The organism is Dysgonomonas sp. Marseille-P4677 (assembly GCF_016652235.1).
GTDB lineage: Bacteria > Bacteroidota > Bacteroidia > Bacteroidales > Dysgonomonadaceae > Dysgonomonas.
Genome location: NZ_JAEPKU010000066.1, coordinates 1 through 22,667, shown reverse-complemented (window position 1 = coordinate 22,667; position 22,667 = coordinate 1). Strand labels below are relative to the sequence as shown.

The window sequence follows — 22,667 nt, the reverse complement described above, 5'->3', positions numbered from 1 at the left end:
ATATTATATATTATACTCTTATTTTTTAACCTCTTAGAACAAATAAAGGAGTATCGGAGTGAAACAGCATCTTGCGCGATATACTAGGGCTGAACATGCGTGCAAAGATATTACGCTTGCTTGTAGTAAGAGCTAATATCTGAATATGTTCTCCTTTAATGTATTCGTCAAGGCTTTTTAGCATATCATTCGTATCAATAAGCTTGTAATCAAGATTCAAACTAGGATATTGCTTCGAAAAATAATCTTTGATACCCGCCAGCTTAATCTCATCCCAGCGATCTCCTTTTTTCACAGATATATGTGTTAAAGAGATTCTTATATCATTAAAAGGCTCAAGTAACTTAGCTAATAAATCGAAAGAAACTAAATCACGTTGGCTAAAATTTGTGAGAAATGCTATATGTTTCACCTCGTTCATATCCGAAAAAGGAGTATTTTCAGGTATTGCGATCAGTGGAACATGTGTCATTTCAATTACCTCTGCAGTAACGCTACCTATCAAATCAGCATCTTTCTGGTCTTTACCTCTTGTCCCCATAATAATAAGGGCAGGCTTATACTCTTTTGTAAAAGTAACTATTTCTTCTTCCGGTAAACCTTCACGCAGAACGTATGAGTAATTGATAGGAGGAAACTCTCCTTCCGATACTTTTTTATCTATCGTATTACAAAGTTTCTGGATATTCTCCTTTACTTTTTCTATTATATTTTGAAATTCCTTTTCTTCTTTTCCCTGATATGCGAATGCTTCTGCCATTGGCAATGCGGTAGGATAATATGGATTAAAATACACATGTAGAATTTTCACCTTGGCATTCATTTCTCTGGCCAAATTAAATCCTATCTTACATGCCTTAAGCGAATAATCGGAAAAATCGACAGGGATAAGTATTCGTTTGCGTCCATCATCTGTACGATAAGTCTCTTCCTCATCATAACTGAACAAATGACGGCTTTCTACAAGACTTAATGCTTTGGGAAGATCTGATTCTTTGATACGAATACGAACACCTGCTGATACGCTCGGATTATCAATATCTACGTCATTGATATGTACTTCAATGTCTTCACTTTCCAAGACATGTTTTAATATACGGGCTTTCTCGTCTGTGTGAATTGCCAGGGTTACCAATTTATCTTCCATAGCTGTTATCTTTTTTGTTTATCCTTCTTGATTTCAAAAAGAGATGAACACTTTCAGCATCCATCTCTCTGTTTTTTCTTAAACCTCCTTTGCTTCCATCATCTCCATAGCCATATTTAAAATAGTAGTATCGTCAAGCGAAACATATCCGCCATCGGGCCCAGGTTCTATATGTATACCACAGCTTTGTCCTTTTTCGTAACTATAACCGCCAAAATAATTCCATACAGTTTCGACTGGAATCTGTAAAGTTTCCGCTATTTGATGTATGCTCCCATCAGGCAGGCTATCCTTGATTTTGCGAAGCTCTGAAAATGTAATAACTTTAGTCATACTCTCTAAGTTTTAAATGGTAAATGATTAGGAATATGTTCTAAAGTTATAAAATTCTTTTTTGAAAAGCAATGGATTTCACCCGGGAATATCAAATATTCCACTATAAATTGCGATAAATAGGATTGTAACAAGAATTACGGCTATCAGTATATTTGCTCTCTCTTTGGAATATACAGGCGTTTTCAATTCTTCTTTAGGAACTTTCAGAATATACCGACGAGAGGTTAAATAAATATAATACACTGAAATACCTATCAATGTGCCCCATATAGCTCCCCCTACTACGTCTGATATGAAATGCACCCCAAGATATATCCGTGAATAGGCCGTCAAAGTGGCCCAAATCAACATTGTTATTGTCATATATTTATGTCGAAACAACAGGGAAACAAAAGCTACAACACCAAATCCATTAGCGGCATGATTAGATATAAATCCGTAACGTCCTCCTCTGTAGCCTTTCACAACCTCGACAAAAGATTCAAAATCGGGATGATGAGTCGGGCGTAAACGTTCGAAATAAGGTTTAATTACCGATGCCGATACGTAGTCGCATAAAAGACCTACTAAGGTGGCACAGAGAAGAAGTAATAGAGCTTCTTTCCACTTTATTTTATACACAAAAATGACAAGCCCCACTATAGCCAACGGTAACCATATTAGTTTACCGCTATATATCCACATGAATGTGTCCCAATAATCTGTATGGTGTTCATTTAGCCATAGAAAGAGATCCCTTTCGTAAGGCAGTATTTTCTCAACAAGACTCATCTATGTGTATTTTTCTTTTAAGGTTATAGCTATATTATTTCTATTTTTTCGCGCTGAATCCAGCCAACACTTCCATTGTCTACTTCTATTTCGAGCCAGCTACGATCTTCTTTTGTAATATAAACTTTAGTTCCGGAATGTAAAATAAATAACTCTTTGCTATTAATATCCGGAGAGCTGACAACAGAAGCCGAGCCTACCATTATAACTGCAGTGTCTCGATGTTCTATTTTATTTCTTTGCCCAAACGAAAATACATTCGCAAATATTACGACCAACAGAGCAACTATACCTGTATAGAAAGCTGCCTTCTTTACAAATATCCGTCGGGTAAAAAAGAAGGAGGCTAGACAAGCAATAAGCAGAAGAAAAAAGACAACTGAGATTACGGCCCATGTGTTGGATGCAAATAAATTCTGAACGGCTCGAAACCAAGTACTGAGAAAAAATGTATCTGCAACGAGTATTTTATCTTCTATCTTGGTTAATAAATATTCTATATTGTGCCGTGTATCTCTATCTCCCGGATCAAGCAACAAGGATTTTTCATAATTCAAACGAGCATGGGCAAGATCATTGACTCTGAAATAGGCATTTCCCAGATTATAATACAATTGAGCGGACTCAACCCCTTTTTCAAGCTGCTCTTTTTTCTCTTTCTCCAGTATTTCTATTGCTTCACGAAAGTCTCCCTCATTATAAGCTTTAATAGCAGGATCTGAGCTCTCTTCTTCTGTATCTGCTTTTACCGTTGCAAGAGAATCACTAACGATAGAAGTAGAATCCTGCGCATTAGCAATTGTATATATAGAGAATATGAATAAACAAGATAATATGATTCGTTTCATTACATCTATTATATTAAAATCTCACACTTATTTATCTATCCAGATAACGCTATATACAGTTAACCCAGATTCGATATTTATACTTTCTGTTACTTATTTATTTTTTTAATCGTACTTTCCATTTTACCGATAGCGTCTACAGTATCACTATATAGATCATCCATAGCATGCTCTGATTCAGAAGGAGCATAACGGGCAAACTCACCTGTATCGAGTATTCCTATAAACTGATTGATAAGAATCTCATCCACACCATACTTAGTTAGTTCATTTTCGATATTCTCTCTATTAAGTTCCGATACCGGTATTGTCAATTTATCACTAAGATATCCCCATACAGCACGTAATATCTCTTCGTAAAAATTATCTTTCTTATTTGCCTGTAAGTATTGTTTCGCCAATTTAAGACGTTTCGTTGCCACCTTATTAGCTTTCTTTGTACGCATCAGGGCTATATCCGCATTAGCTTTGATTTGCTTTCTATATGCTATTACAAAGGCTACGAATAGAACTAAAGGAATAGCATACCATAAAATATAAGACACTGAACCTACAAAGAAATTTTGAGGATTTGTAAACGAATATTTTCCAGTCTTCAGATAACGTATATCCTGCTCTACTTCTAACTCTCTCTGATTGGAATAACTAGTCGATACATTTTTTCCTGCATTAGGATCTTTATCCACATCGAGCGTATAAGATGGAGATGATATGGTTTTATACGTATTTGATTTTGTATCGAAATATGAGAATTCAATAGCAGGAATTGTAAATTTACCCGGATAACGAGGAATAAACATATACTCTATAGACTTCGTCCCTGACAATCCATTTTCTGTCAGTTTAAAATCATTCTTTACATTCGCATCGTATGTTTCAAAATCTTTAGGAAACTTAATCTCCGGATTCTTTATCAACTTTAAGTTACCCGTTCCGGTTATGTCAAGCTTTATGGTAACAGCATCATTCGCTTTAATCTTCTCTGCCGAAATTGATGGTTTGAATGAAAAATCTCCTACCGCTCCTGAAAACCCGACCGGCTTATTTTGAATAGGAAGGGCTGTAACATCTACAGTTACAGGTGTAGTTTTCAAAACTTTCTTTGCTTCAGTCATTACTTCCTGAGGGCCAAAGAAGGTTTGAACCTTTTTACCTGATGCGACTTCAAATACAATCTCCATTGTTCCTGCCGGAATTGTCATTTTACCGGAACGTTGGGGAAACAACAAGGTTTTCTTTACATCTATTGTATAATAGTTTCTCCCATTATAATGTTCCAAAGCCATCTGGCGGTTAGCAGGCAGATCAAAGTCTTCTGTCATGAATCCTTCAAACTCAGGAAACTGAATCTTACCTACATTCCTTATATTTAAAACAGTATAAAAACGGAAAGTAACCGTAACAGCTTCCTGCTCCTTCACTTTTGTTTTGGAGAAAATAGCTCTAATAAAAGCATCGCTGGCACTTACATTCGCGGCAGTAGATGAAGATGTTGTTGCCTGTACTCTTTCTCCCGGCTGCTGAGGCTTTGCATTCTTATCGGGGGGTAATACCTTTATTTGGGCCGTATTTGATTTGTAATTTCTACCATTGACTTTTACTGAGGCAGCGGGCAACGTGAAAGTTCCTTCGTCTTTAGCCATCAACAAATAAGTATAAGTTATATTACTCTCCGAAGTAACTTTACCATTTATATTAGAGGAACTGTACATCTGTGATACAGAAGGACCATAGAGTACATCAAAACCTTTGATATCATCGGGTACCTGCAAATCTCTCCCCTCTCCTCCCTTCAAAATGTATTGCAACTGCACTTGGGCTCCCTTTACTGTTGTAGCAGGTGCACTGATGACAAAGGTGATATCATCAGCAAATATTTTTGAAATACCAATGAGTAATAATATCGATAAAATAAAATACTTTTTCATTACTCCGTTTATTCTTTTATTTTCTGTTAGTTTTATTATATGATTACAAAAGTAACAACTTTCTTTTAAATTGCTTTCAAGTCCTGAACTCGTATTATAACAGAATCAATATTCAGTGTTTTATCACTTTTTATTGTTTCATTATACACATCCCCCCACATGTCACGAACCTTACGGCCGGTAGGTGTTGAATACTGAACAGATATCTGTCCTTCCGGGATTATCATTTGCCCTACTCGTCGAGGCTGTAGGATCAACACCCTCAAATCAACAACTTTATATACTTTTCCATCTATGGTCTCATCTTGAAACGATTGACGAGATCGTGTTATATTTGTTGTATAAAACCCATCTATATCAGGAAAATCAGCATTTATTACACGCTCTATATCTTTTGTTGTGTACAAACGATATGTAAGCATCAATGTATCAGATAAGTTAACGCTTGAACGAGAGACAATAGTCTTCACAAAAGCATCGACTTCGTCTGCAACCTTTTTTACAGATCGAACCTCCAACTTATATACATCTGACTTATATTTCTTTCCACGATAGATTATTTCCGCTTTGGGTAAGGTATACTTTCCTTCTTTCCGAGCTTCCAGATAATAACTTGAAGTGGTAGTATAAGTAACGATTCGTTTCCCATTCTTAAAACCGACTACAGCTGAAGAAGAAACAGACGGACCATACAATATGGAAAAATCTTCCATATTTTTTATTATTATCGGCTCTCTTACTTCGCTTTCACTTTCGACTACATAGTCAACTCTAAATTGCTCTCCCACAAACACTGTTTCAGGAGCTTTAATATTTATCTTTAGATTTTGTCCTGATACAAATGATAAAAAAGGCAATAGCAAAACGACCGATAAAACAAACCGACACATCGAATGACTATATCCTGTTTTCATTTTATTACCAATCTTTATTTTGTCTCTTATTATTTTCGTTCTTTTGTTTACGTTCTTGAGCTTTTGCCTGTTTAACCCGCTCCTGCGTATCTTTTTCGTCCTGTTCTATAGCCTGTAATATTTGTTGAATATTATCTTGGGACATTTGATTTTGATCCTGTTTCTGATCTTGTTTATCCTGCTTAGGGTCTTTGTCCTGATCCTTGTTTTGATCTTTATTTTGGTCTTTTTGATCTTGTTTCTGATCCTTATTCTGGTCTTTGTTTTGATCTTTATCCTGATCTTCTTTATCCTTAATCATTTTCTGAACAACGGCCAGGTTATATCTGGTCTCTTCATCTTTAGGATTTAAGCGTAGTGCGTTCTTGTATGCATCCATAGACATTTTCAGGTTGTCGGCTTGCTGTCCTCCCTGCTGCGGTTGCCCTCCTTGCATCATTGGTTGTTGAGCTTTTTCATTCGCTTTTTTCTTCAAAAACGTATTTCCCATATTACTCCATGCAGCACTCATTTTAGTTTCATCCTCATTTTCCAAAGTGAGGTAATGCTGATATTCCTTCAAAGCTTCATCCCATTTCTGCTGTTTGTAATATGTATTAGCTAAGTTGAAAGAAGCCTCTTTCGAACCTGCATTCTCTTTTAGCGCTTTATTGTATTCCGCTTCGGCTGCACCATAACGCTGTTCGTTGTAAGCTCTATTTCCTGTACGAACAGCCTTGCGCACCTGCTTTTGAGCAGATATGCTGATAGTTATGGATATTAATAATATTATAAATAAAATCTTTTTCATCTTTTCTGTTCTAATATCCGATTCGATTATTTGAATAGTCTGACATTTCTGAATATTCTGTTTTTCTTCTCAAAGATACAGATTTCAAGCAATAGTAAAATTAGCATCACCCCTGCAAAAATCTGATATTTTTCGTCATATTCCGAATATGCTATTCCGTCTATCTCCTTCTTTTGAAGTTTCTCTAATTCGGCTTGTAAACTTTTCAATGCACTATTTGAGTTATCAGCATGAGCATAAAGACCCTTTCCGGCTTTTGCTATCTGACGACACATTTCTTCATTCAATTTTGTGACTACCGGCTGACCTTGCGTATCACGCTTCATATTGGTAGCACCTTCTGCTACAGGTATCATTGCCCCTTCTGCTGTTCCTATTCCAACAACATTCACATGTACTCCTTTTTCGGCAGCACGAGCTGCAGCCTCTTCGGCATTACCTTCATGGCCCTCGCCATCTGTAATAAGTACAATAGCACGGTCTATGTCTGCATCATTAGAGAAACAGCTCATACTGATATCGATAGCACTACCAATGGCTGTTCCCTGAACAGGAACTAGACTAGGATCAATTGTTTCAAGAAATAATTTAGCCGATTGATTATCGGGAGTCAGTGGCAACTGTATAAAAGCTTCGCCTGCAAAAACGACTATTGCAACCTTGTCATCTTTACGCTCATCGATAATACGAGTTAATATTTGTTTTGCTTTAGCCAATCTGCTAGGCTTGATATCTTCAGCTAACATAGAATTGGATACATCTATAGCAATAACCAATTCTATACCTTTCTTATCTATCTTTTCCACTTTTGTTCCAAATTGCGGACGTGCCAAAACAACAATACCAAAACCAATTACAACAAGAATCAGCCAGAATTTAAGATATGAGCGCTTAAGTGAAAGTTCCGGCATCATTCTTTTTACCAACGCCAAAGTTCCCAGCTTCTCCACACTTTTACGTTTTCTTATATTCAAATAGATAAATCCTATTATAAAAACAGGAATAGTAAAAAATAAATATAGAAATTCAGGATTCGCAAATCTAAACATGTTTCTTATATATTGAGGTCATAGACCTATTTATTACTTTATGGAATATTTCTTAACCAAGTACGACGAAGGATCAGCTCAAAGCCAATCAAAGCCAAAGCCAATACCGCAAAAGGCATATAAAGTTCTTTCCGCTTTGTTACCGTATTCACACTTATATGATATTTCTCCATTTCATTTATATCGTCATATATTTCCTTCAGACTGGTATTATCTGTCGCCCTGAAATATTTACCTTCTGTTATACCAGCTATTTCGGTCAAGGTACGTTCATCGAAATCGCCCGAAACATTCATTGTTTGCATACCATAGGGAGTCATTATACGAGCAGTCGATGTGCCTCTGGAACCTATACCGATAGTATATACACGTATACCATATGAAGCTGCTAACTCCGCCGCTGTTAATGGGGCTATTTGTCCCGCATTATTCGAGCCGTCTGTTAACAAGATTATTACACGTGATTTTGATTTACTATCTTTCAGGCGGTTTACTGAATTTGCTAAACCAAGACCAATTGCAGTACCATCCTCTATCATCCCAAATTTTACCTCACTCAATAAATTCAATAAGACACGATGATCTGTGGTCAATGGACATTGAGTAAAACTTTCGCCACCAAATATCACTAATCCTATTTTATCATTCTTCCTATCGTTAATAAACTCGGCTGCAACTTTCTTTGCTGCTTCGAGGCGTGTAGGAGAAAAGTCCTGAGCCATCATGGTTCCCGAAATATCCAGTGCCATAACAATATCAATTCCTTCCGAATTTGATACATCGGATGAATTTACACTTTGAGGTCTTGCCAAAACAACTATAACTAATGCAATAGCAATTATTCTGAGTAAAAAAGGGAAATGTCGTAAATAAACTCTGGCTGTAGCAGGAGCTTTAGCCAAAGCAAAAGTTGAAGGCATCTTAAAGGTTGCCTGCATCTTCCTCAACTTAAATATATACCAACCTATAAGTGGTATAAGTAATAAGAGTAATAATAAATATCCCGGATTGGCATATACTACGTCCATCATTATATCTTCAGCTTTAGCTTTGTTTTTTATTTTTTACATTGTTTTCGGCTTCCACCTTAACCGATTCTATTATAGCATTCTTTTGTTCCTCCGTCGGGCGCTCTTCTATCTTAGTCTGATTCACGAACAAATAGGCATTAACTAAGCTTAAATCGTTCTCATCGGCGAATGGTGTGTATTTTGCGAATTTAACTAAGTCGGCCAATTTCAATATCTGCGACAAACCATCCGTTGCCGATTTGGTATCTGTTGCTAAATGTACAGCATCTATAATATCGTCCGATATCATTTCAGGCGCATCGATTTTGAAACGGCCATCAATGTACTCACGGAGAATATCTGTCAGCTCTGTATAATATTCTTTTTCTTGGCCTTTTTGCCACAACTTGGAGGTCTTCAGTTTATCCAACTCTTGTAATGCAATCACATGCGGAGGTAAAACTATTTTAGGTGTAAAATAATAACCTTTCTTCCTCTTTCTTAGGAAGAAGTATACCCCCAGACCGATAAGAGCCAATACTAAAAATATTAATAACGGAATGTATAGATATTCTAAATAGTCCTGCCAAACAAACGGAGGCTTCTGAACTGTTTTTATATCGGATATTTGAAGTTTTTCAAAATCAATAGAATCGGTTTCATGATTCTTCAATTGCTCCAGATAGGCTAACGACTGTTCGGATAATTGAGGCGCAGAAACCTTTAAACCAAAATCATTTGTTCGCAAAGTATCTATTCCATCTATTACTTGCATATAAGGAACATGATAGAGAGTCGAATCGAACGAAGTAACCACATATTTCTGACTAATGGTCATCACCTCAGTCATTACAGTATCAGGCTTCAACATCTTTAGAACCTCAATACCTGTTATCAAAGTATCTTGATACGCCGGAAATATTATATTACGGTCCTTTGGTGCAATTACCTCTACATTTATTATTGCCTGTTCACCGATAAGTATATCCGATGGTTGAATAGTCGCTCTTACTGTCGATTTTTGAGCATAAAGTGAAAAACTCAAACAGCAGAGTAAAACAAACAATGATATTTTTTTTAGTTTCAACATATATCCAATGAGTAAATTAGCAAATATGCCAATTAGTAAATTTAAGGGTTATAAAATTATCATATCTTCAAATTGGCACATTTTCACATTGATTCTAGCTTCTTTTCTTAAATAAAGCCATTAAAGCTTTCACATAATCTTCGTCTGTACTAACAGATACGTTATCCACTTTACTTCGATTGAAAGACGTTTGCATGGACTCCTGTTGCTTATTCCACCAATCCTTGTATATCTGACGTACTTTGGAAGAAGAAGTATCGACCCATTGTTCGGCTCCAGTCTCAGCATCTAAAACTTTCATCAAACCCACATTAGGAAGTTGTGTTTCCAAACCGTCATATACCTGCAATGCCACTATATCATGTTTACGATTAGCTATAGTCAAAGCATTATTGTAATCTTTTATATCGACAAAATCGGAAATCATGAAAGTTGTACATCTCTTTTTGATAACATTGGTCAGATATTTTAACGCCATACCGACATCAGTTTTAGCACTGTCGGCCTGAAAATTTATCAATTCGCGAATAATATACAATATATGTTTCTTCCCTTTTTTGGGCGGTATAAATTTCTCTATCTTATCCGAGAAGAAAATAACGCCAATCTTATCGTTATTCTGTATCGCTGAAAAAGCCAACGTAGCCGCAATCTCTGTTACCATATCACGTTTCAGAGAATGCTTCGTTCCAAAATCCTGACTTGCGGATACATCGACTAGAATCATGACAGTAAGCTCCCGTTCCTCTTCAAAAACCTTTATAAAAGGCTTGTTGTAGCGTGCCGTTACGTTCCAATCAATATCCCTGATATCATCTCCATACTGATATTCACGAACTTCTGAGAAAGCCATCCCCCTACCTTTGAAGGCAGAATGGTATTGTCCTGCAAAGATATTGCGGGACAATCCTCGAGTCTTAATCTCAATCTGACGTACTTTTTTTAATAATTCACTTGTTTCCATAAAAAATAATATGCTAATTATTCAATGTGTCAATCTACCAATTACTTAATCGTAATCATTTCTATATCGACATATTATTATATTGGCACATTGCCTTATGGTACTTCAATCTTATTCAGTATTTCACTAATGATTTCGTCAGATGTTGTATTATTGGCCTCCGCTTCATAAGTCAATCCGATGCGGTGACGTAACACATCGTGACATACAGCACGAATATCTTCAGGTATTACATAGCCTCTACGCTTTATAAAGGCATACGCACGAGCAGCTAAAGCCAAGCTGATAGATGCACGAGGAGACGCTCCAAAGCCAATCATTCCTTTTAACGAAGTCAAACCGTTTTCTTCAGGGAAACGAGTTGCAAATACAATATCTACAATATATTTTTCTATCTTCTCGTCAAGATAAACCTCACGAACCACTTCTCTTGCGCTGATTATTTCTTCTGCTTTCATCACCGGAGTAAGCTTTCCATAGTCTCCGGTAAGATTGCTTCTTAAGATTAATTTCTCCTCTTCTTTTTTAGGATAATTAATTACAACCTTCAACATAAAACGGTCTACTTGTGCTTCAGGAAGCGGGTATGTACCTTCTTGTTCGATCGGATTCTGAGTAGCCATTACCAAGAAAGGAGAAGGTAGTTTATATGTCTTTTCTCCAATTGTGACCTGACGTTCCTGCATCGCTTCGAGTAAAGCACTCTGCACTTTGGCAGGAGCACGGTTTATTTCATCGGCCAACACAAAATTCGAAAATATAGGACCGTGTTTTACCAAAAACTCTTCATTCTTCTGGCTATAGATCATTGTTCCTACCACGTCGGCAGGAAGCAAATCCGGAGTAAACTGTATGCGGCTATATTTTGCATCGATCAAAGAGGCCAATGATTTTATCGCCAATGTCTTTGCCAATCCGGGTACCCCTTCAAGCAAAATATGTCCATCAGCCAACAGGCCGATCAAAAGAGATTCCACAAGGTGTTTCTGCCCCACAATCACTTTATCCATTCCCATTGTGAGCGACTCTACAAATGAGCTTTTGCCCTGTATTCTTTCGGTTAGTTCCCGAATATCAACTTGCGCCATACTTTTATTCGATTTTTCGTTTATATTATTGTTTTTCTTTTCCTTTTACTCCTTAATTCTAAGTAAACTGAAACAATTTGCACTTATTGCATAAGCAAATTATCCCTATTTTACTAAGCACGACAAAAATAGAAATGTTAAATCTGAAATACTATATTTAGGAGTTAAAAAAAATTAAGCAGAATGAAGTATTTGCTCCTCTAATTTAAAAATCACACAAGCTATACATCATATTATTAATTTTTATAGTTTTATATCGTAAATATATCTAACACTAAAGACGCACAATGGGACTAAGACCAAACAAACAAAGAGCACAAATGGCATTAATTCTGCTATATGTTATCTTACTTCTAAATATTGTTATTTTTTTGTTGAAGTTATCTAATTCCGTCTTACTCGAATTGTCTTATATAGGCATATATGCTCCCGAAATCTTCCATAAGTTATATTATTTAAATTATCAAATAACTTACTTTATAGGATATGTGTATATAGCAGCAGTCATCATTTCTATTATAACGTTTATCAGATGGTTTAGAAGAGCGTATTTTAATTTGGGTGTATTAACCAACGAATGCCGATATAACGACAACTGGGCATCCAATGGTTGGTTTGTACCTTTTATGAATTTATATGTCCCCTACCAGATAATGTTTGAGTTATATGAGAAAACTAACAATTACTTATTGGAAAAATATATTTCATTAGAAGCTCATGAAACACATGAAAAAAGATTGAATACAAATCACATTAAATGGTGGTGGTTTTTATATATAATACTGTTTCTGTTTTATAGCTTCCAAGTCTTCACACTGAGTGTGAGCCGTGAATATGGAATAGAGATCACTGGAAACACATTTTATTTTCTTTCAAGAACAGGATTGCTTATTATACTAAACATTATCACAATATCCATTATAAAGAATTACCTGAAAACTGAAATACTATTGTCAGACATAACAGCAAATAATCTTTCAACTTAATAGACTCTCCAAGAATGGTCTTATACCGGCAAGGAAAAACTCGACAGCTATAACCATTATAATAAGTCCCATAAGACGCATCATTATATTTATCCCGGTTTCTCCAAAGCGTTTTATCAGTTTAGATGAACTGATAAGTACAAGGTAGGTAACAAGTAACATCGATAATAGAGCTGTAACAAAAACCACTTTAAGTAGTATCGTGTTTGCATCTTCCATTAAAACAATAGCATTAGTTATAGCTCCGGGGCCACACAACATGGGAATAGCCAAAGGTGTGACAGCAATATCTTTGATCGTTTGCTTAATCTCCGAACTTTTCGCCTTGATTGGAGATAGACGAGCATTAAGCATATCGAACCCGACAACAAAGAAAATGGCTCCACCAACTATCCGGAAACTATTTACGGAGATACCAAATACTCTAAACAAAAACTGTCCTGAAAAGGCAAAGATTAATAGTATAATAAACGTAACTATAACAGACCGCTTTGCAACTGCAACTCTATCTACCGGCTCCATATCAGATGTCAATCCTAAAAAGACAGGCATAGCACTGATAGGATTAATCAGTGTAAAGAAAGATGTAAAAACCAACAGGCCGTATGTAAATAACTCATTCATCGTTTTTTTTGCAAAGATATATTATGGTCGTCATACTTTATTACGATTGCTCAGCTAACTTTACGTATCTTTTGTAAAATCAGAACACATTCTTCACTCAATTTGCAATCTGCACATAGCAATCCGATTGATATATTCTTCATCCTATCTTAATTAGCTATAATTTCAATTTTCAATAAAACATCTTCCATAGATTTTTGTATATTTGTACCACTAAAAAAAAGAATACAGAATAACAAACAACATATTGATAATCAATAATATTAATTATATTTAATTACAAAGAATCATGATTACAATTGACAAATTCAATTTTTCAGGAAAAAAAGTTTTCGTAAGAGTTGACTTCAATGTGCCTCTAGACGCAAATTTCAACATTACTGACGACACACGTATCCGTGCAGCCATGCCTACTCTAAAAAAAATCATCACTGACGGTGGTAGCCCGATTATCGCATCACACCTTGGACGACCTAAAGGTGTAGAAGAAAAATATTCTTTAAAACATATTCTTGCTCACGTATCAAAACTTCTTGGAGTCGATGTCCAATTTGCTAACGACTGCGTTGGAGAAGAAGCCGGTATAAAAGCGGCTGCGCTTCAACCGGGAGAAGCTTTATTACTTGAAAATCTTCGTTACTATGCTGAAGAAGAAGGAAAACCTCGTGGGTTAGCAGATGATGCAAGCGATGAAGTAAAAGCTGCTGCTAAGAAAGCTGTAAAAGAAAGCCAAAAAGAATTTACAAAAACACTAGCCTCTTATGCTGATGTATATGTAAATGATGCATTTGGTACAGCTCACCGTGCACACGCATCTACAGCTCTTATTGCTGACTATTTCGATGCTGAGCACAAAATGTTCGGATACCTGATGCAAAAAGAAATCGATGCTGTAGAGAAAGTAATGAAAGATACAGCTCGTCCTTTCACTGCTATTATCGGTGGTTCTAAAGTTTCTTCTAAAATAGATATTATTGAAAACCTTTTAGATAAAGTAAACAACCTAATCATCGGTGGTGGTATGGCATTTACTTTTGAAAAAGCAAAAGGTGGTAAAATAGGAAATTCACTTTGCGAAGACGATAAGCTAGATCTAGCTAAAGAAATTATGGCAAAAGCTAAAGCAAATGGAGTGAACCTAGTTGTTGCAAGCGATGCTAAACTCGGCGATAAATTTGCTAATGATGCAAATACCCAGTTTGCTGATGCAAACAATATTCCTGACGGATGGTCTGGTTTTGATATAGGTCCTAAAGGTGAAAAGGAATTTACAGATGTTATCATGGCCTCTAAAACTATTCTTTGGAATGGCCCTGTAGGAGTATTCGAATTTGATAATTTCGCTCATGGTACAGAAACCGTTGCAAAAGCAATTGCTACAGCTACTAAAGCCGGAGCATTTTCTCTTGTAGGTGGTGGAGACTCTGTTGCTGCTGTCAACAAGTTTAACTTGGCCGAAGAAGTGTCGTATGTATCTACTGGTGGTGGTGCTTTACTTGAATTTATCGAAGGTAAAGTTCTTCCGGGAATTAAGGCTATCAGAGGTTATTAAAAAAAATATTTATATATTAAAAAAGTCCGCACAATAATCTATGCGGACTTTTTTTAATGACTCAATTTAAAAACAATAGGAATAGTATAGTATACGTTTACATTCTCTTTATTATATTTCCCAGGTATCCAATCAGGCATCATACTTACAACCCGAAGAGCTTCCTTGTCGCTGGTATTTGTGAGCCCTCTGACAACCGTCGGTTTTACGATTTTTCCTTGTTTAGTTACAATAAAACGAACTATTACCCGTCCTTGAAAAGAAGTTCCATCCTCAGTCCATTTCAGATTATCTCTTAAAAATTTAAACATCGCCTGCTCTCCTCCCGGATAGGACGGCATTTGATCTGCAGTTAATAGTATCCGTTCTCCATCTGTAATACCTTCTATTGGCATACGAAAAACAACCGGAAGTGTAAAGTATGTATCTTTGATATTTTCCACATCTTTTCCCCATTCCCATCTAGGCATCGCCTTTATTATATCCACAACTAAACTGTCACAATCGGGATGGATACCTCTGATAATATGTACATTTGTTATGCTTCCATCTGCCCTTACTGTAAATCTAGCAATAACCCGCCCTTCAACATTAGCCTTTATAGCCGACTGGGGATATATTTGTCTTTCTTTGATGAATTTATACATCACCTGCTCTCCTCCAGGAAACTGAGGCATAATATCAGTAGCAATATATATTTTGTCTTTACTTAAACTTCCATTTTGAGCATAGCAAAAGATATTTACTGATAAAAGAAAAAATAATAATACTTCCTTCATAACTTATCTAATTTTGAGTTACTTTATATAGATAAACCAGAATGCAAAAATCCATAAAAGAAAACTTATATTTTCAGTTTCACTCCGACCTTTACCCGCAATACCGTAAGCCCTATAGTCAACAATGAAAATACAGGACACTTCAATAATCTGCCCAAACAAACTAACAATCCGTCCAGCAACTGTAAATTTATCAATGTAAAAATCGAATATAATAAATATGGTAACAAATAGTAGGTCAAAAAGAGTGTTCGTGTAGGCCTTATAATTTCAAACCACTATGCTTCCCCTGAATATCGGCGAGCAAAAGGATAACATTAAAAGATAACAATTGAAAATAGTCGAAGCGAAGGCGAGGCAAATATTACATTTTTTATTCATTTGTTAATTCATAAATCTGCTGATCAATACATCGAAGAGCTATCATTCATATATAGATAAACTTTTTGTACCTTCGCATATCACTTTTATTGCAATTACAATGATAATTTTCAATACAACATTTCATGTAGAAGATGATGTTTGTAATAACTATCTCGCCTTCATGAAAGAAATTTATATTCCCAAAGCAGCAAACAGTGGCTTTTTACACGAGCCTCGTTTTGCAAAAATACATGCTCAACACGAGCAAAGCGGAACCAGTTATTCTTTACAATTCAAAGTTAAAAATGTAGACACTCTCAATTATTGGTTCGAAAAAGAAGGAGAATCTCTTCAAAAAGAACTCACTTCCCACTTTGGAAATAAAGCGCTAGGCTTTGTCACACTAATGGAAGAAATAAATTTATAATGATTGAGAAAGAACGGATCATATTAGGTATCGACCCAGGTACACAAGTCATGGGATATGGGGTTCTCAGAGTTGTAAACAACAAACCTGAAATGATGGCAATGGGAATACTCCAGTTAAGCAAGTACGATGACCATTATCTTAAACTTCGAAAAATTTTTGAACGGATAATTAGCCTTATTGATGAATTTCTTCCAGATGAATTGGCTATCGAAGCCCCTTTCTTTGGAAAGAATGTGCAAAGTATGCTTAAGCTTGGCCGAGCACAAGGTGTAGCAATGGCTGCCGCTTTATCTCGTGATATTCCTATTTTTGAATACGCGCCTCTCAAGATAAAAATGTCAATTACCGGAAATGGACGTGCTGCTAAAGAACAAGTCGCCTACATGCTACAAAACTTTTTGAGAATCCCGAGTGAAAATATGCTTCCTCAAATGGATGCCACCGACGGATTAGCTGCAGCAGTTTGCCATTATTTTCAAACAAATAATCCATCTCTGGAAAAGAAATTCACCAGTTGGAAAGACTATATGAATCAGAATCCGGGAAAGGTTAAGAAATAAAGTAAACTATATGATATACGAAGATCTGAAAATAATTGAGTATGGATTGGCGTGGGATTATCAGGAAACCCTGTTCGCAAATTCTCTGAACGATAAAGCAAAGGGGATTCAACCTCAAAGTCACCTTTTATTTTGTGAACATCCCCATGTAATTACAATAGGTAAGCATGGTAAACAAGAAAACCTATTGTTTCAGGAAACATTCCTAAAAGAAAAAGGTATATCGCTTTTCCAAATAGATCGTGGAGGTGATATCACATATCATGGACTGGGACAACTTGTAGGTTATCCTATATTCAATTTAGAAACATATAATATTGGGTTAAGACAGTATATAAATAACATAGAGGAAATTATTATCCGTCTTCTTTCATTATACAATATTCAAGCAGAACGGCTTGATGGTGCAGCTGGTGTATGGATAGATACAGCTATACCATCTAAAACTAGAAAAATAGCTGCCATTGGTGTGAGAAGTAGTCGCTTCGTTACTATGCACGGATTTGCACTGAATATAAATACCGATTTGTCCTTTTTCTCATTCATCAATCCATGTGGTTTTATCGATAAAGGAGTTACCTCAATGCAAAAAGAGTTAGGACATGAGGTTGATATGGAAGAAGTAAAAGAAAAAGTAAAACATCTGTTCGAAGAAATATTCAACGATAAAATAATTTAACTTTATCATAGCGATTCCTTAATCGTTTTGTAACCGCCTTCTTATACTTTCGCTAAAAAAGATAATAAGATGAATATAAAACGTTTAGGAGCAATAGACATAGGATCTAATTCTGTGCGTCTTTTAATAACAGATGTGCTCGACTATCAAGAAAAAGCTATTTTCAAAAAGGACTCACTAATACGCACCCCCCTTAAACTAGGTGAAGATACCTTCTCGAAAGGATATATCAGCGAGTTAAAGACCGAAAAACTAGCAATATTATTACAATCTTATAAAGGATTGTTAGAAGTAAATGATGTCAAGATATGGCGGGCTTGTGCTACCTCAGCTATCAGAGAAGCTTCGAATATGGACGAAGTAATTAATTATATTTCCTCTAAATCAGGTATAGAGGTCGATGTTATCGACTGTAAAGATGAAGCTCGTTATATATTGGCTAACAGTATTGATGAATTGCTCGAAGAAGACAGGGCATACATATATACTGACGTGGGAGGAGGCAGCACGGAAATGGTTATCTTCCACGACAATAAGGAGATTGCAACCGAAGCATTCAAACTAGGAACCTTACGTACATTATCTATTGACGAAGAGAGCACCGAATGGGAAAGGATGAAGGAATGGCTAACTCAATACAGCCGGGCTTTCAACAAAATTTCACTAATCGGATCGGGAGGTAATATCAACAAATTAGACTCTCTACTTCGACGCTGTGGTCGCATAAGGAGAGAGGAACTAGTTAACTTCGCCTATAAATTCAGAAAAATGAGCTATGAGGAAAGACTCTTAAAATATAACATAAGCCTCAACAGAGCAGATGTTTTACTTCCTGCTATAGAAATATACCTGAAAGTAATGAAACTATCAAGAGCTTTAGTTATAGAAACCCCCATTATCGGTGTAGCCGACGGAATAATTAAAGATCTATATCTACAAAACCGATTTACAGATATAGAAGCAGAAAACATTCCAATAATCTAATCACGAACAATATGAGTTCGACGATTTTATTATCATATTTTTTAACAAAAATGAAATCCAGGCTACACTTATAACCTTTAATAAAAATTTCATCTAACTTTATGGATGATTTAACGTTATTATAATAAAGGTACCCTGAAATAAACATTTCGGATAAAAGAGATACAGGAATATTATATCAAATGATAAATAATAGAGATTTAAGCTGGCTTACCTTTAACGAAAGAGTTTTACAAGAAGCTCAAGACAAAACAGTTCCCCTGATGCAGAGATTACGATTCTTAGGAATCTTCTCTAATAATCAGGATGAATTCATAAAGGTTCGTGTAGCTAACATTGTCCGCCTAAGTCAGATAAAAGGAAAGAAAGCTCCTCTTTTCTCGGGAGGATATACAGCCCAAGAACTTTTACCGCTAGTAAATTCTGAAGTTATTAAGGTACAGAAGAAATTTGAACAAACATACTCTGTCATATTATCCGAAATGGAAGAGCATGGCATTTATGTTATAAACGAAAATCAGCTTAATAAAACCCAGAAACAATTTTGTCATGAATATTTTTCATCTGTAATAAGTCCGCGACTAGTACCACTTATTCTCCGGAAGACCACTCAAATACCATTTTTGAGAGATAATAACATTTATCATGCTATAAAAATGAGTTCCGGGAAAAACAATAGTCATTCCCGATATGCTATAATTCAGATACCTGTTAGCAGCTCTTGTCCAAGATTTATAGGATTACCTTCGGCTAAGGGTCGAAATGATATTATTTTCCTTGATGATATTATTCGTCTTTGTTTAGACGAAATATTTTTCATGTTCAACTATAATAACATCTCAGCATATACTTTTAAGTTGATGCGTGATGCACTGCTAACACTAGACGATGACATATCAAAGAGTTTAGTAGAAAAAATGGAAGTGGGTTTACAAAATCGTCTGCATGGGCAGCCTGTCAGGCTGGTATATGATAAAGATATGCCTCATGACTTACTCGATATTATAGCTTCGAAACTAAAACTAAAAGAAGACGAAAGTTTGGATGCAGGAGGAAGATATCATCTGATGAGAGATCTGATGAGATTTCCCAAAGTACGCCCCAATCTGGAAAGTAAAACACCCGAGCCTCTGGAACATCCTGATTTAGAACCTTTCTCCAGCATCTTAAAAGCTATTAGTAAAAAAGACATCCTACTCAGCTATCCTTATCATACATTCAACCATTTTATCAATTTTCTTAGAGAGGCTGCTATAGACCCCAAAGTTGAAAATATTTATATTACACTTTATCGCACTGCCGAACGCTCCAAAGTGATAAATACACTTATAAATGCAGCTAAGAACGGTAAAAAAGTAATCGTTTTATTAGAATTATTAGCCAGGTTTGATGAAGAACAAAATGTAGAATACTCGGAACTCCTTCAAAAGGAAGGCATAAAGGTTATACATGGTGTTAATGGCCTTAAGGTACATAGTAAATTGGTTTTGGTAGAACGTAAGAATAAAAAGTTTGCATATGTTGGTACAGGAAATTTCAATGAAACTACTGCTAAAATATATGGAGATTTCGGATTATTTACTTCCGATCCTCAGATAGTGGCTGACACAAGTGCTGTTTTCGATTTTCTACTCAATACACATAAACATTTTTCCTGTAAACAGCTGCTGGTCTCTCCTTATTATATGAGATCTCAGTTTGAGAGCCTTATAAAACAAGAAATTAGAAATGCGCAAAAAGGAAAGAAGGCATACATATATGCAAAATTCAATAGTTTGACAGACGAAGAAATTATAAATCTCCTTTACAGCGCAAGTCAGGCCGGCGTTGAGATACGCCTGATTATAAGAGGCGCATGCTGCCTCCAGCCCCAAGTAAAAGGTCTCAGTGAAAATATTCATGTAATAAGTATTGTCGACATTTATCTAGAACATGCTCGTCTAGCCATTTTCCATAATGACGGTGATGAAAAGGTTTATATAATGAGTGCCGATTGGATGAACCGAAATCTAGATCGTAGAGTAGAGGTAGGTACTCCTATTTTAGATAAGAAAATAAAACAATCGCTTAAGGAGGTATTCAACATACAATGGGCAGACAATGAGAAAGCTCGTGACCTTACTGTATTTGGCAGGAATATTTATGTTGAAAAAGGGAAGAATAAGCCATGCAGATCACAAATCGAATTATACGATTATTACAAAAAGATGAAATAAGAGACAAACATGAACACTGATATTTTTGCGGCAATAGACATCGGCTCTAACGCTATACGCCTTCTAATTAACAATATAGAAACTACAGGCACTACTTCTGATTTCAAAAAAACAGCTTTTCTACGTGTGCCAATACGTTTGGGAGAAGATGTTTTTACCCAAAACGAAATTAGCGAAGAGAAAAAACAGCGTCTTATCGATGCTATGCAAGGATTCTCATATATAATGAAAGCATATGGTGTTACTGCTTACAGAGCTTGCGCAACAAGTGCCATGAGGGATGCAAAAAACGGAAAACAGATAACAGATATCATCCTGAATGAAAGTGGTATAAATATAGAAATAATAAGTGGACGGGAAGAGGCAGATATTATTTACGAAGCAGGTGGTTTAAATGATGTGATAGATAAAAGCCGCAACTATCTCTATGTAGATGTTGGCGGCGGCAGTACGGAAATTGTGGTATTCAGCAATCAACAAAAAATCACATCAAATTCTTTTGAATTAGGAACAGTACGTATGCTTGTTAACGCAGTGAAAGCTGATGAAGAAAAACGATTTAAAACATGGTTAAAAGCTGTATATAAAAAACATGCCCCATTAAGTATAGTTGCATCCGGGGGTAATATCAACAAAGTACATAAAATGCTGGGAAAAAGAGATAAAGAATTTTTAAACTATACAGAAACTAAAGTTCTCTTTGATGCACTAAAAGATCTAAGCTACGAAGAAAGAATTCAAAATTTTAAGCTGAATACTTATCGTGCAGACGTTATTATTCCTGCACTTAGAATATTCTTAACAGTAGGTAAAATATGTAAGGTTAATGAAATATATGTACCCAAGGTAGGTTTGGTAGATGGAATCATCCATCATCTTTACTCCGAAAAGAATAAAAGCAAGTAATATAAAGGCCACAAAATATATTTGTGGCCTTTACCAAATAAGAAAAGGAAAAAACTGTGTAGCTAGATATTAACAGGCATGGTATAGATTTAAGCAATATTTTACTTATTTTGAATGACAATTAAGGGTTTCTCCAGCAATACAATTCTTCACATCTTATCTATTCATATAGATGTATTCTTTAAGATCAATCAGTTCTGAAATAAATCACAGACGATAATTATATGCTAGATTAACTTTAATATTGCCCCCATTTTACAATAGCAACCTGCTTAATTCTCTCATATGTTTTACCTCGTCGAGCTTTTAGGGCATTAGTTACCGTATTTACATGAATACCTAATACTTCTGCAACTTCTTTTTTCCATCCATGTGGTAAAAAATCTGGTAGTTCTGTTTTTTGTACAATCAGTGTTTTTGCCATATTTTTTTGTTTAATATTTTATATCTTTATGGCTTTGTGAATATTCATAGTACAAATATAAACAATTGAACACACAAAACAAACATAAATGTTAAAAAATACTCGTTTGAGTATTAATTTTATTCTCATATGTCCGTAAATGAAAGGATCCAAAAGATCATAAACACCCTTTATTCAGGTAATAAAAGGGCATTCTCTTTTGCTATTGGCGTATCTCCCAGTGTAATAG

Annotated in this window: 23 protein-coding genes; 8 read left to right on the top strand and 15 right to left on the bottom strand. The window is 35.7% G+C overall.

Translation table 11 applies throughout. From position 1 onward, the window contains the following. Nucleotides 1-25 precede the first annotated feature (25 nt). The 12 genes from JGH11_RS12050 to JGH11_RS11995 all read right to left on the bottom strand — a co-directional run bounded on the left by JGH11_RS12050 (nucleotide 26) and on the right by JGH11_RS11995 (nucleotide 11,935). On the bottom strand, nucleotides 26-1,147 hold the full coding sequence (locus tag JGH11_RS12050) for a universal stress protein (protein ID WP_201112070.1): 1,122 nt from the start codon (nucleotides 1,145-1,147) through the stop codon (nucleotides 26-28). A 78-nt stretch (nucleotides 1,148-1,225) separates the two neighbouring features. After that, nucleotides 1,226-1,480, bottom strand: a complete 255-nt coding sequence (locus tag JGH11_RS12045; RefSeq protein WP_201112068.1) for a DNA-binding protein — start codon at nucleotides 1,478-1,480, stop codon at nucleotides 1,226-1,228. A 78-nt stretch (nucleotides 1,481-1,558) separates the two neighbouring features. Continuing rightward, on the bottom strand, nucleotides 1,559-2,254 hold the full coding sequence (locus JGH11_RS12040) for a phosphatase PAP2 family protein (protein ID WP_201112066.1): 696 nt from the start codon (nucleotides 2,252-2,254) through the stop codon (nucleotides 1,559-1,561). Nucleotides 2,255-2,283: 29 nt separating this feature from the next. Next, the gene (locus tag JGH11_RS12035; protein ID WP_201112061.1) at nucleotides 2,284-3,102 is read right to left on the bottom strand and encodes a tetratricopeptide repeat protein; all 819 of its coding nucleotides are present in this window, start codon (nucleotides 3,100-3,102) and stop codon (nucleotides 2,284-2,286) included. Nucleotides 3,103-3,191: 89 nt separating this feature from the next. Further along, nucleotides 3,192-5,030 carry a BatD family protein gene (locus tag JGH11_RS12030; RefSeq protein WP_201112046.1) on the bottom strand — a complete coding sequence of 613 codons (1,839 nt, stop codon included), beginning with the start codon at nucleotides 5,028-5,030 and terminating at the stop codon, nucleotides 3,192-3,194. A 65-nt stretch (nucleotides 5,031-5,095) separates the two neighbouring features. Then, nucleotides 5,096-5,944: a BatD family protein gene (locus tag JGH11_RS12025; RefSeq protein ID WP_201112044.1), complete on the bottom strand. Its 849-nt coding sequence runs from the start codon at nucleotides 5,942-5,944 to the stop codon at nucleotides 5,096-5,098. A gap of 4 nt (nucleotides 5,945-5,948) precedes the next feature. Continuing rightward, entirely contained in the window at nucleotides 5,949-6,734 is a 786-nt protein-coding gene (locus tag JGH11_RS12020; RefSeq protein ID WP_201112042.1) for a tetratricopeptide repeat protein, read from the bottom strand. A 26-nt stretch (nucleotides 6,735-6,760) separates the two neighbouring features. Beyond that, nucleotides 6,761-7,783 (bottom strand): VWA domain-containing protein, encoded by a 1,023-nt coding sequence (locus JGH11_RS12015; RefSeq protein WP_201112040.1) that lies wholly within the window; start codon nucleotides 7,781-7,783, stop codon nucleotides 6,761-6,763. A gap of 38 nt (nucleotides 7,784-7,821) precedes the next feature. Next, entirely contained in the window at nucleotides 7,822-8,814 is a 993-nt protein-coding gene (locus tag JGH11_RS12010) for a VWA domain-containing protein (RefSeq protein WP_201112038.1), read from the bottom strand. Between the two features lie 13 nt (nucleotides 8,815-8,827). After that, nucleotides 8,828-9,883 carry a hypothetical protein gene (locus JGH11_RS12005; RefSeq protein WP_201112036.1) on the bottom strand — a complete coding sequence of 352 codons (1,056 nt, stop codon included), beginning with the start codon at nucleotides 9,881-9,883 and terminating at the stop codon, nucleotides 8,828-8,830. A 94-nt stretch (nucleotides 9,884-9,977) separates the two neighbouring features. After that, the gene (locus tag JGH11_RS12000; RefSeq protein ID WP_201112034.1) at nucleotides 9,978-10,847 is read right to left on the bottom strand and encodes a DUF58 domain-containing protein; all 870 of its coding nucleotides are present in this window, start codon (nucleotides 10,845-10,847) and stop codon (nucleotides 9,978-9,980) included. Between the two features lie 95 nt (nucleotides 10,848-10,942). Further along, nucleotides 10,943-11,935 carry a MoxR family ATPase gene (locus JGH11_RS11995; protein ID WP_201112032.1) on the bottom strand — a complete coding sequence of 331 codons (993 nt, stop codon included), beginning with the start codon at nucleotides 11,933-11,935 and terminating at the stop codon, nucleotides 10,943-10,945. A 320-nt stretch (nucleotides 11,936-12,255) separates the two neighbouring features. Between JGH11_RS11995 and JGH11_RS11990 the strand changes: the two genes are divergently transcribed. Beyond that, complete coding sequence (locus JGH11_RS11990) at nucleotides 12,256-12,921, top strand: DUF4328 domain-containing protein (protein ID WP_201112030.1); 666 nt, start codon at nucleotides 12,256-12,258, stop codon at nucleotides 12,919-12,921. Here the strand turns inward: JGH11_RS11990 and JGH11_RS11985 are convergent. After that, on the bottom strand, nucleotides 12,913-13,545 hold the full coding sequence (locus JGH11_RS11985) for a MarC family protein (RefSeq protein WP_201112028.1): 633 nt from the start codon (nucleotides 13,543-13,545) through the stop codon (nucleotides 12,913-12,915). The two genes, JGH11_RS11990 and JGH11_RS11985, sit on opposite strands and share 9 nt — an antisense overlap. A 289-nt stretch (nucleotides 13,546-13,834) precedes the next feature. On the opposite strand from JGH11_RS11985, the gene pgk reads away from it, so the two are divergent. Next, complete coding sequence (gene pgk, locus JGH11_RS11980) at nucleotides 13,835-15,097, top strand: phosphoglycerate kinase (protein ID WP_201112026.1); 1,263 nt, start codon at nucleotides 13,835-13,837, stop codon at nucleotides 15,095-15,097. Between the two features lie 53 nt (nucleotides 15,098-15,150). On the opposite strand, the gene JGH11_RS11975 is transcribed toward pgk, so the two are convergent. Continuing rightward, nucleotides 15,151-15,876 carry an energy transducer TonB gene (locus tag JGH11_RS11975; protein WP_201112024.1) on the bottom strand — a complete coding sequence of 242 codons (726 nt, stop codon included), beginning with the start codon at nucleotides 15,874-15,876 and terminating at the stop codon, nucleotides 15,151-15,153. A gap of 481 nt (nucleotides 15,877-16,357) precedes the next feature. On the opposite strand from JGH11_RS11975, the gene JGH11_RS11970 reads away from it, so the two are divergent. The 6 genes from JGH11_RS11970 (at nucleotide 16,358) to JGH11_RS11945 (ending at nucleotide 22,014) form a co-directional block, all read left to right on the top strand. Beyond that, on the top strand, nucleotides 16,358-16,666 hold the full coding sequence (locus JGH11_RS11970) for a DUF4286 family protein (RefSeq protein WP_201112022.1): 309 nt from the start codon (nucleotides 16,358-16,360) through the stop codon (nucleotides 16,664-16,666). Further along, a complete protein-coding gene (gene ruvC, locus JGH11_RS11965; protein WP_201112020.1) occupies nucleotides 16,666-17,229 on the top strand; it encodes a crossover junction endodeoxyribonuclease RuvC in 564 nt (187 codons plus the stop codon). The genes JGH11_RS11970 and ruvC overlap by 1 nt, the downstream gene beginning before the upstream one ends. Nucleotides 17,230-17,239: 10 nt before the next feature. Next, entirely contained in the window at nucleotides 17,240-17,908 is a 669-nt protein-coding gene (lipB, locus tag JGH11_RS11960) for a lipoyl(octanoyl) transferase LipB (protein WP_201112018.1), read from the top strand. A 69-nt stretch (nucleotides 17,909-17,977) separates the two neighbouring features. Beyond that, nucleotides 17,978-18,892 carry a hypothetical protein gene (locus JGH11_RS11955; RefSeq protein ID WP_201112016.1) on the top strand — a complete coding sequence of 305 codons (915 nt, stop codon included), beginning with the start codon at nucleotides 17,978-17,980 and terminating at the stop codon, nucleotides 18,890-18,892. A gap of 182 nt (nucleotides 18,893-19,074) precedes the next feature. Beyond that, nucleotides 19,075-21,108: a polyphosphate kinase 1 gene (ppk1, locus tag JGH11_RS11950; protein ID WP_201112014.1), complete on the top strand. Its 2,034-nt coding sequence runs from the start codon at nucleotides 19,075-19,077 to the stop codon at nucleotides 21,106-21,108. Between the two features lie 9 nt (nucleotides 21,109-21,117). Continuing rightward, entirely contained in the window at nucleotides 21,118-22,014 is an 897-nt protein-coding gene (locus tag JGH11_RS11945; protein ID WP_201112012.1) for a hypothetical protein, read from the top strand. Nucleotides 22,015-22,252: 238 nt separating this feature from the next. Here the strand turns inward: JGH11_RS11945 and JGH11_RS11940 are convergent, their stop codons facing one another. Beyond that, on the bottom strand, nucleotides 22,253-22,438 hold the full coding sequence (locus tag JGH11_RS11940) for a hypothetical protein (RefSeq protein ID WP_201112010.1): 186 nt from the start codon (nucleotides 22,436-22,438) through the stop codon (nucleotides 22,253-22,255). Nucleotides 22,439-22,667: the final 229 nt, after the last annotated feature.